Source organism: Mycobacterium sp., from assembly GCF_049281135.1.
Taxonomy (GTDB): Bacteria; Actinomycetota; Actinomycetes; order Mycobacteriales; family Mycobacteriaceae; genus Mycobacterium.
In genome coordinates, this window is the sequence record NZ_JBAPRN010000571.1 from 1 (window position 1) to 9,220 (window position 9,220).

Consider the following 9,220-nt stretch of genomic DNA (forward strand, 5'->3'; position numbering starts at 1 on the left):
AGCTGAATCAGGGCTCGCCGCAATCGTTGGGCGAGTGGTGGATTCAGTAAGCGTGATCGACGCCGCCGGCGGTCTGGCGTTGGCTCAGGGGATCCTTGCTGCGCTGATGTTGAGAGAGCGCAAGGGCGTCGCCGAACCTGTTGACGTCAACTTGCTTGACACCGCGATCTATTTGCAAGGTGCGCTGTACACCGAGTTCTCCGCGACCGGAAGCACACTCGACCGGGAGAGCTTCGACACAGTGTTCCCGACGGTCGGCACATTCGATGCATCGGACGGTCCGCTGTATATCGCCGCCTACTGGCCTGGTGACTGGGCAACGATTTGCGATCTCATCGGCCGGCCCGAGCTAGTCGAGGATGCCAGGTTCTGCGACCCGGCATCGCGGTCAGCCAATTGCGACGCATTGCGCGAGGAGATCGGCGCGGAGTTCAAGAAAAAACCGCGTTGCCAGTGGGTGCGCGACCTGGAGCGGTCAGGGATTCTCGCCGGCGAAAGCCGCAGTTACGCAGACGTGTTGGGTGACGAGCAGGTTCGACACAACGAGACGTTCGAGTCGATACAGCTTGCTGACAATCGCACCGTGTCGATCCCCCGGCCGCCAATCCGGCTCGGCGGTCGACCGCTGCCCGCTCTCGGCGCCGCACCGGCGCTGGGCGAACACACCGACTCGATACTGCAGTCGCTGCAAAACCTCGCGACCAGTGAGCTCAGCTAGGAATCGATGATGGAATTCTGGTGTCTCGCGGCGACTTCGGTCACCAGCGCCGCAGAACAAGCCGTCGCCGCCGAGAGGGCGGGCTGGGACGGCATGCTGGTGCCCGACACCCAAAGCCTGATGAGCGATGCCTACGTCACGCTCACCGCAGCCGCGGTCGCGACCAAAAGCCTCAAACTGGGCACCGGCGTGACGAACCCGTTCACCCGCCATCCCGCGGTCACGGCATCGGCGATCGCTGCGCTGCAGGAACTTTCGCGGGGCCGGGCGGTGCTGGGAATCGGCCGCGGTGACAACTCGTTGGCACATCTGGGGTTGGCACCTGCATCCCCGAGGGTCTTCGAGAGGTACCTTGGCCGGCTGCAGGGCTATCTCCGCGGCGAACCGGTTCCCTTTGACGAGAGCGACCGGTCCGAGATGGGGAGCGTCGATCGGCTGCCGAATGCGGACGCACCCGAACACAGCGTGCTGCGATGGTTGAATCCGTCGCTGCCCAAAGTCCCGGTGGATGTCGCGGCCACTGGGCCAAAAGTAATCCGTTTGGCCGCTGTCCTGGCGGACCGCCTGACGTTCGCTGTCGGCGCCGATCCCGAACGCCTCGAGTGGGCGGTAACGACGGCGAGGGCGGCCAGAGTGCAGGCAGGACTAGACCCGACCGGGCTGACGTTCGGCGCGTACCTCAATGTCGTGCCGCACCCAGATCCGGCTGTCGCGGTCAAGTTGGCGGCAATCGGCGTCGCCACGTTGTCCAGGTTCTCGGCCATGCATGGCAGGGTCACGTCTCCGATGCGCAGTGACGACAGCGCAGAAGTGCAACGATTGGTCTCGGCCTACGATCTGGGCAACCATGGCGATGCGAACGCAGATCACCGCACCGCCGTCTCCGATGAGTACATCCGTCGTTTCGGCATTGCAGGCCCCGTCGAGCATTGCATCTCGCGACTGCGCGAGATCCAACAAATCGGCGTCGACCGGGTCGTAATTCTCGAGCTCGGCTCCGCGAGCGATCAGCGGCTGACTGACAGTCGCGCCGCGCTGCTCGACGAGGTCATGCCCGCCCTGCGGGCTACAACGCCAGGTTCCGCAGCGTCGCCGGTTGGTGCGGCAACACGATGACTTGTTCAGATACAAGACGCTGACCGCTGTCTGTCTGTTTGGAGGAGGATGCATGTTGCTGGAAGAACACCATGAGGCCTACCGCGCCGATGTTCGCCGTTTTATGGACCGCGTCGTCGAACCGGCCCGCGCCGAGCTGGACCTTACCAAGCCGCTCACGCGCGAGGAAGTCCACCAACTTCGAAAGAGGTTCTCGGAGCACGAGATTGCCAACAGTGAACCCCTGCGCGAGGACGGCAGCCCCGACCTTGTCGCCATCGGAATCTTCACCGAGGAGCTGAATCACGTCGACGCCTCGTTTGGGGCGATGGCGGCAGCGCTGTTCTTCTCGCCGCTGCCCATTGGCGCGCTGCTGTCAGAGCCGCAGCGCCAGCGCTACGGTAGGCATTTCGAGCCCGGTCGGCTGGTGTCGGTGGGACTCAGCGAACCCAGCGTGGGATCAAACCCCGCGGAGGTACGAACGAAAGCACATCGGGTGGGCGACCGCTGGGTGATCAACGGGCAAAAGTTGTGGACCTCCAACGCGACGATATCCGAAGCGATCTTGGTGACATGTCGCGTACCCGAAGAAGACGATGGGCTGTCGATGTTCTTGGTTGAGCGCGACGAGTACGCCTACGATCCCCGACCCATCAAATGCCTGGGCATGACCGGAGTGTCCACCTGTGAAGTCGATTTCGTCGACTGCTCGGTGCCGGACGGAGCGCGAATCGGTGCCCCCGGTGGGGGATTGCGGGTCATGCTGCAGTTGCTCGATCGCGCGCGTCTCAACATCTCGTTCACCGCGGTCGGGATCGCGCAGGCGGCGCTGGAAGAGGCCGTCTCCTATGCGCGCACCCGTCATCAGTTCGGCAAACCGATCGCTTCCTTCCAGCTGGTGCAGGAGATGTTGGCGGACATGGCTACCCAAGTGAGCGCGGCGCGACTGATGGCACTTCACGCCGCGAGCCTGGTTCAAGCGGGGCGACCTGCCCGCGCTGAGGTGTCCATGGCCAAGGCGCTATGTACTGAAATGGCCGTCGCGGTGACGTCGCAGGCGATCCAAGTGCATGGCGGAATGGGCCTCACCAAGGAATGCAAAGCCGAGAGGTATTTCAGGGATGCCCGAATGCAGACCATTCCTGACGGAACAACTCAGATCCACAAGCTGATCATCGGACGTGAACTCACCGGCGTTTCTGCACTTATCTAGGTGAGGGTGAGCCCCGCAGCGATGCTCCGAGGCGAGAAACCAGGAGGGCCCGGATGCGATTCGTTTTGATACACGGTGCCATGCATGGTGGCTGGTGCTGGAAATACGTGCTCGACGAGCTCGCTGCGCTCGGCGTCGCGGCCATCGCACCGGATCTTCCCGGGCACGGCGCGCGCGCGAACGAACCGGCCACTCTGGATGGATACCGTGACGCGCTGCTCAAGGTACTCGAACCCGACGACGTGCTTGTTGGGCACTCCCTCGGGGGCAGCTTCATCTGCTTAGCCGCCGACGCCGCGCCTGACAAGGTTCGCCGGCTGATCTATATAGCGGCACTTGTGCCAGAAGAGGATCGCTCCCTGGCCGAGGTGCTGCCATTTGTGGGCGACGTCAAGGAATTTGAACTCACTCCGGACAGCTACCGCCTCACCGATGCGGATGCTGCTCGCGCAGTCTTCTACAACGACTGCACACCAGAGCAGGTGAATTGGGCCTACAGCCAGGTTCGGCCGCAGTCGTTACAGCCGTTGCTAACGCCGATACGATTTGCCCGGTTTTGGGATCTTGATATTCCCCGCGACTACATTTTGTGTCTCAACGATCGCACCGGCTTACTGACCGTTGCCGAAGATCAGCTGTCCAGGCTACGGCCGACGGCGATACATCCAGTGTGGGCCTCGCACTTTCCTCTGTTCAGCCGCCCGAAAGAGCTTGCCCGACAATTGGTCTCGATCGCCGCGAACTAAGTTGCCGGCTTGGCAGGCGGTGGCCGGCATCGCATCGTCCAGAGACGAAGGGATCCTTGTGGCCGAAGCCAGTACCGAACTCACGACCGTGCCGGACACAACCGGGCCGCTCGCCGGCCTGAAGGTCATCGAGATGGGCAGCGTCGGACCAGTGCCGCATGCTTGCATGCTGCTGGCCGACATGGGCGCCGACGTCGTGCGCGTCGACCGGCCGTCGGCGGTGCCGCCGACTTCACCACCGGAGCCGCCATTCGGTGAGGTCACGCTGCGCGGGCGTCGCAACATCGCCATCAACCTCAAGCACCCGGACGGCCGCGCGACGCTGCTCGACCTGGTGCGCACCGCCGACGTACTGCTCGAGGGCTTTCGGCCCGGCGTAATGGAACGCCTTGGACTCGGTCCGGACGAATGCCTGGCCGCTAACCCGCGGCTTGTGTACGGGCGGATGACCGGGTATGGGCAGGATGGCCCGCTGAATCAGGCTGCAGGACACGACCTTAACTACATCGCGTTCGCCGGTGCGCTTGCCCACTTCGGCCGCCCGCACGAGCGGCCGAGCATGCCGCTGAACCTGGTCGGCGACTACGGCGGGGGGAGCATGTTCCTGCTGTTCGGTGTGCTGTGTGCGCTGTTCGAACGCGCGTCCAGCGACAAGGGCCAGGTCGTCGATGCGGCCATGGTCGACGGGGTCGCTTCTCTCATGTCCCTGTTCTGGGGGTTCAGCCAAATCGGCAGGTTCGACGAGACGAAACGCGGGACCCACCTCTTCGACAGCGGCGCGCACTTCTTCGATGTCTACGAGTGCGCGGACCACAAGTTCATCTCTGTCGCCGCGATTGAGCCCCAGTTCTACGCCGAGCTGCTGGCGCGCCTGGGACTCACGGACGACCCAGCCTTCGGTGTGCAGGAGGACCCGAGCCGCTGGCCCGAGCTCAAGCAGCGATTCATCGCGTTGTTCGCCAGCCGCACGCGCGAACAGTGGTGCGACCTGCTCGAGGGCACCGACGCCTGCTTCGCGCCGGTGCTGACGCTAAGCGAGACGGCCAAGCATGCCCACAGCGCGCATCGCGGCACAATCGTCGAGGTCGACGGCATCCGCCAGCCCGCGCCCGCGCCGCGCTTGTCTCGTACGCCCGGCCGGCTGGACCGCCCGCCCGCGCTGGCTGGCCAGGACACCGTCGACGTTCTTTGCGACTGGGACATTCCGCCCGACCGCGTTCAGTACCTGCTCGAGGCAGGTGCGGTCAGGCTCGCCGAGCGCCCGGTGCCCGGCCGGGCGCCGGTAGGGACCGGTCCTTGACCACGACGCAACCCGGGTCGATTGATCCGTCCCGGCGGCACCACAATCAAGGGGTTAGCCAATGACAGACCGAGCCGTCACCAGCACTTCTGAGCCACTGGAAGTAGCTCGCGCATTCGACCATCAGTCGTCTGAACTGGCCGACGAACCCGGACCGACGTGGCGCCTTCTGCGAGAGATTGAGGGCATTCCCAAGAGCCACGCCCACGGTGGATTCCACGTCGTTAGCCGTTATGACGACGTATGCGACGCCGCCAAGCGGCCCGATGTGTTCTCCAGCGCCGAAGTCGGTATCCCCTCGATCGAGGTCGACTTGTACCCGCTTACCTTGGATCCCCCGGTGCATTCCGAATACCGTCAACTCCTGGCGTCTGCGTTCAGCAAGAAAGAGGTCGAGAAGAAAGCCGAGAGTGTGCGGGCCTACGTCCGCTTACTGATCGACGATGTCGTCGACCAGGACGCGTTCGACTTCGTCGAGAAGTTGGCGGGCCCGCTGCCCATGCACGTAACGCTGGAAGTCATCGGCGTCCCGGTGCAATACGGGGAGGAACTCTACCGACTGATTCAGATCGTCAACCATCGGCGCGGCGAGGAGGATGCGCCCGCAGCAGCTGCCGGACAGCTAGTCGCGCAACGATTGCTCGAAGTAGTGGGCCAGTTCCGCAGCGGCGAGCTCACCGGTGGTGCTGTCGGTCCACTGGTGAATGCCGAGGTCGCCGGGAAGCCACTGTCGGAGCACGACCTGATCGCCACCTGCATGAATATGGTGAACGGTGCGCTGGACACGACGACGTCTGCGCTCACCTACGCGGCCCATCACCTGGTCAGCCACCAAGACGATCTGCAGACTCTGCACGCGAACCCTCAGCTCATCCCGGGCGCTGTCGACGAGTTCATTCGACTCGCAGCAGCCGCGCCGGCAACCTCGCGCATCGCCACGGTTGACACCCAAATTGACGGCTGTCCCGTCAGAGCGGGGGAGAGGGTTCTCCTGGTGTGGGGTTCGGCGTGCCGCGACGAGCGTCGATTCGACAATCCTGACACGCTTCGGATCGAAGGCCGCAAGAACTCCCATGTTGCCTTCGGGTACGGGATACACCGCTGTCTGGGTTTGTTCGTCGCACAAATGATGATCCGGGTCTTCCTAGAGGAGTCGCTCGAACTCCTGTCCGGGCTGGTTCCGGCCGCCGGCTTCGTTCCCACCTGGCACGGCGGCGAGCTTCGCGGGATGGAGTCGCTGCCGCTCGTACGGCGCCGCGACACCGAATAAGCTCGCGCACAACAGCACCGGAGACCGTCGCCGCCCTATGGGGCGATTTGCGCGCTCAGCGTTGGACCGGTCGGTGAGAAGCAATGGGGACGGCGCTGCGACCGTTCAGTCGAAGAGCACGACACCGCGGATGTTGAGTCCGGCCTGCAGATCGGAGAATCCCTGCGCCACCTCGTCGAGGGTGTAGGTGCGGGTCACCAGTTCGTCGAGTTTGAGAATGCCTGCGCGGTACATCTCGAGCTGCCGGGGCACATCCACGCTGGGTGAGCAACCCCCAAACAGGCTGCCCTGCAGGCGTTTCTGGTACAGAGTCAATTCCATCGCCGAGATCGGGATTCCCACTTCTGCCATCGGCACCAGGCCGGTGACTACGACTGTGCCGCCCTTGCGAATCGCCGCGAACGCCTCAGCAATGTGCTGTCCCGAAGTGACGCCGACGGTCACCAACGCGGCGTCGGCGCCCTGCCCATTAGTGAAACCACGTGCGGCCTCCGCCGCCTCGTCCATCGTGGCAAATGCTTGTGTGGCACCGAGTTTGAGCGCTGTCTCACGCTTGAACTCGACTGGGTCCACAGCGATGACGTTCGCTGCTCCGACGTGCGCGGCACCCTGCACAGCGTTGATACCGATGCCACCGATGCCCATCACGATGGCGGTGTCTCCGGGCCGCAGGTCCGCCAAATGTACGGCAGACCCCCACCCGGTGCCCACGCAGCAGCCGGCAAGGCACACCTTGTCCAACGGGAGATCGGCATCGATCTTCACGCACGACCGCATGTCGACCAGGGTGTATTCGGCGAACGTCCCGAGGGCGGCCATCTGGGCGACGGGGACACCGTCGAGGTGCAGCCGGAAGCTCGTCGGGTCGTCCAGGCGCGACCCGACCAGAAGATTTGCGCCGTCGTCGCACAGGTTCTGTTGCCCGCTGGCGCAGAACCGGCAGCGACCACAGAACGGCAGGAACGCGAAAACGACGTGATCACCGGGCGAAAGACAGCGCACTGCCGAGCCAACTTCCACGACAACGCCCGCCCCTTCGTGACCGCCGCAGAAGGGAAACACCGGGACAGGAAGGTCGCCGGTGGCTATGTGATCATCCGAGTGGCACAGGCCGGACGCGACCATCTTGACGAGAACTTCGGTCGGCTCGGGATCGTCGACATCGAGCTCGACGCTTTCAAACTTGCCGTGCGGTGCACGCAGGATGGACGCCCGGGTTTTCATTTCGAAGGCCTTTCTGACTCCCTGGCCACCGTGTATGCGGGCACCCGGCAACGTGAGTGGCGCCGCCGGTTGCGTCAAACGCGCGGCGAGAGTCCGATCGTGGGTTTCGCTCTGGCATCAAGGGCGTGTCCTCAGTGAATCCGGTCGCCCTTTGATGATCACGTCTGCGGCGGCACCCCTGCAGGCTCGGTGTCGTCGTTGGCAGGCGCGATCCGTGACTTTTCACTTGGTGACCAACCCGACACTTACGATACCATATCGTGAAAGTCCGGAGCTTCTTCGCTAGACCTATGCGTTGTACGGACCTCAGGTGCGTTGTACGGACCTCAGGTGCGTTGTACGGACCTCAGGATTGCCGAGCGTCCATCTGCGTCCATACTTGCGGCTTCTGAAGTGCACGATATAATATCGCATTGGAGTGGATCTGACGCGCTCGGGGCGTCCGCAGCCGATCGGCCACTCGCCCAACACGACGAAAGCGGGTCATGCGGCCACTGCGCGAATCACTCCAACCCCACCGCCGGGGGGTTCCACGTGGGGCGGCGACGCGGGGTCCTAACAGCTCGAAGGGCACACGGTGAAAGCCGCGGTGGTCAATGCCGTCGGCAGCGGATTCAGCGTCGAAGAGATCTCTGTTGCGGCGCCGATTGGGCGAGAGGTGCTCGTCGACGTCAAGGCAGTCGGGCTCTGCCAGACCGACCACACCATCGCGACGATCGACATGGGATATGCCATGCCGTCGGTGCTGGGTCACGAAGTGGCGGGCGTGGTGGCCGGGGTTGGGCCGTCGGTGACCAGTGTTGCGGTAGGCGACCACGTGGTCGGCTGTCTGGCGCAAAGCTGCGGTGGATGCGCGCGATGCCTCGACGGTCGGCCTCTGCAGTGCCAACGCCCCGAAGCAACCCAACGCGCCGCCGACCAGCCGCCGCGTCTGTCACGCGACAGCGCCGCGGTATCTCAGATCTTTGGGCTCGGGGGCTTTGCGGAGCAGGCGTTGATTCACGAGAACCAGCTCGTCACCATCGCCGACGAAACGCCGTTCGCCCAAGCAGCGCTTCTCGGCTGCGGGGTGTTGACAGGGGCCGGCGCGGTCCTGAACACCGCCAACGTGCGAGCCGGCGACAGTGTCGTGATCATCGGAACCGGAGGCGTGGGAATCAACGCCGTGAGCGGCGCCGTACTGGCCGGCGCATCGAGGATCATCGCCGTCGACGTGGAAGAGCAACGGCTGGATGCCGCGACTCGATTCGGCGCCACGCATGTGATCAACTCGGCGAAAGAGGATGTTGTCGAAGCGGTGTCGGCGATCACGAGAACCGGCGCCGATCACGTCTTCGATTTCGTCGGTACCGCGGCCGTGGCACAGAGCGGCGTATCGATGCTCGCTGTGGGCGGCGGGCTCTATCTCGTCGGTGTCGCCGATCCGGCGGCCAGCGTTCCCGTGAGCATTGTTGCTTCGGTGTTGAGGCAGACCCGGGTTCAGGGTGTGACGCTGGGCTCGTCGAACTTCAAGCGCGACGTCCCGTACTACGCGGACCTGTACCTGCAGGGTCGGTTGAATCTCGACGATCTGGTCTCGCGGGAGATATCGCTCTCGGAGATCGAAGACGGCTACGCCCGCCTGAAGGATCCAGCCATTACCCGAACCGTCATC

The 9,220-nt window shown here is 64.0% G+C and carries 8 protein-coding genes; 7 read left to right on the forward strand and 1 reads right to left on the reverse strand.

What is annotated here, in order from left to right; all coding sequences use genetic code 11:
- From WAN02_RS22340 to WAN02_RS22365, 6 genes are all read left to right on the forward strand, one after another.
- Positions 1–718: CoA transferase (locus WAN02_RS22340; protein WP_422266476.1), on the forward strand; the 718-nt coding region annotated here is incomplete at its 5' end.
- A 9-nt stretch (positions 719–727) separates the two neighbouring features.
- The gene (locus WAN02_RS22345) at positions 728–1,834 is read left to right on the forward strand and encodes an LLM class flavin-dependent oxidoreductase (protein ID WP_422266478.1); all 1,107 of its coding nucleotides are present in this window, start codon (positions 728–730) and stop codon (positions 1,832–1,834) included.
- Positions 1,835–1,886: 52 nt separating this feature from the next.
- Positions 1,887–3,026 (forward strand): acyl-CoA dehydrogenase family protein, encoded by a 1,140-nt coding sequence (locus WAN02_RS22350; protein ID WP_422266480.1) that lies wholly within the window; start codon positions 1,887–1,889, stop codon positions 3,024–3,026.
- Positions 3,027–3,079: 53 nt separating this feature from the next.
- Positions 3,080–3,772, forward strand: coding sequence for an alpha/beta fold hydrolase (locus WAN02_RS22355; RefSeq protein ID WP_422266482.1), 693 nt, complete (start codon positions 3,080–3,082; stop codon positions 3,770–3,772).
- 133 nt (positions 3,773–3,905) lie between these two features.
- A complete protein-coding gene (locus tag WAN02_RS22360) occupies positions 3,906–5,072 on the forward strand; it encodes a CaiB/BaiF CoA transferase family protein (protein WP_422266490.1) in 1,167 nt (388 codons plus the stop codon).
- Positions 5,073–5,133: 61 nt separating this feature from the next.
- The gene (locus WAN02_RS22365) at positions 5,134–6,342 is read left to right on the forward strand and encodes a cytochrome P450 (RefSeq protein ID WP_422266484.1); all 1,209 of its coding nucleotides are present in this window, start codon (positions 5,134–5,136) and stop codon (positions 6,340–6,342) included.
- 105 nt (positions 6,343–6,447) lie between these two features.
- Here WAN02_RS22365 and WAN02_RS22370 read toward each other — a convergent pair whose 3' ends face one another.
- The gene (locus WAN02_RS22370; protein WP_422266486.1) at positions 6,448–7,566 is read right to left on the reverse strand and encodes an NDMA-dependent alcohol dehydrogenase; all 1,119 of its coding nucleotides are present in this window, start codon (positions 7,564–7,566) and stop codon (positions 6,448–6,450) included.
- Positions 7,567–8,143: 577 nt separating this feature from the next.
- Here WAN02_RS22370 and WAN02_RS22375 point away from each other — a divergent pair.
- Positions 8,144–9,220, forward strand: a 1,077-nt coding sequence (locus WAN02_RS22375; RefSeq protein WP_422266488.1) for a zinc-binding dehydrogenase, incomplete at its 3' end; no start/stop codon positions are given.

Bases quoted from the DNA above. Each gene is read 5' to 3' on its own strand.
- WAN02_RS22345 (WP_422266478.1), top strand. From the start codon at position 728: ATGGAATTCTGGTGTCTCGCGGCGACTTCGGTCACCAGCGCCGCAGAA.
- WAN02_RS22350 (WP_422266480.1), top strand. From the start codon at position 1,887: ATGTTGCTGGAAGAACACCATGAGGCCTACCGCGCCGATGTTCGCCGT.
- WAN02_RS22355 (WP_422266482.1), top strand. From the start codon at position 3,080: ATGCGATTCGTTTTGATACACGGTGCCATGCATGGTGGCTGGTGCTGG.
- WAN02_RS22360 (WP_422266490.1), top strand. From the start codon at position 3,906: ATGGGCAGCGTCGGACCAGTGCCGCATGCTTGCATGCTGCTGGCCGAC.
- WAN02_RS22365 (WP_422266484.1), top strand. From the start codon at position 5,134: ATGACAGACCGAGCCGTCACCAGCACTTCTGAGCCACTGGAAGTAGCT.
- WAN02_RS22370 (WP_422266486.1), bottom strand. From the start codon at position 7,566: ATGAAAACCCGGGCGTCCATCCTGCGTGCACCGCACGGCAAGTTTGAA.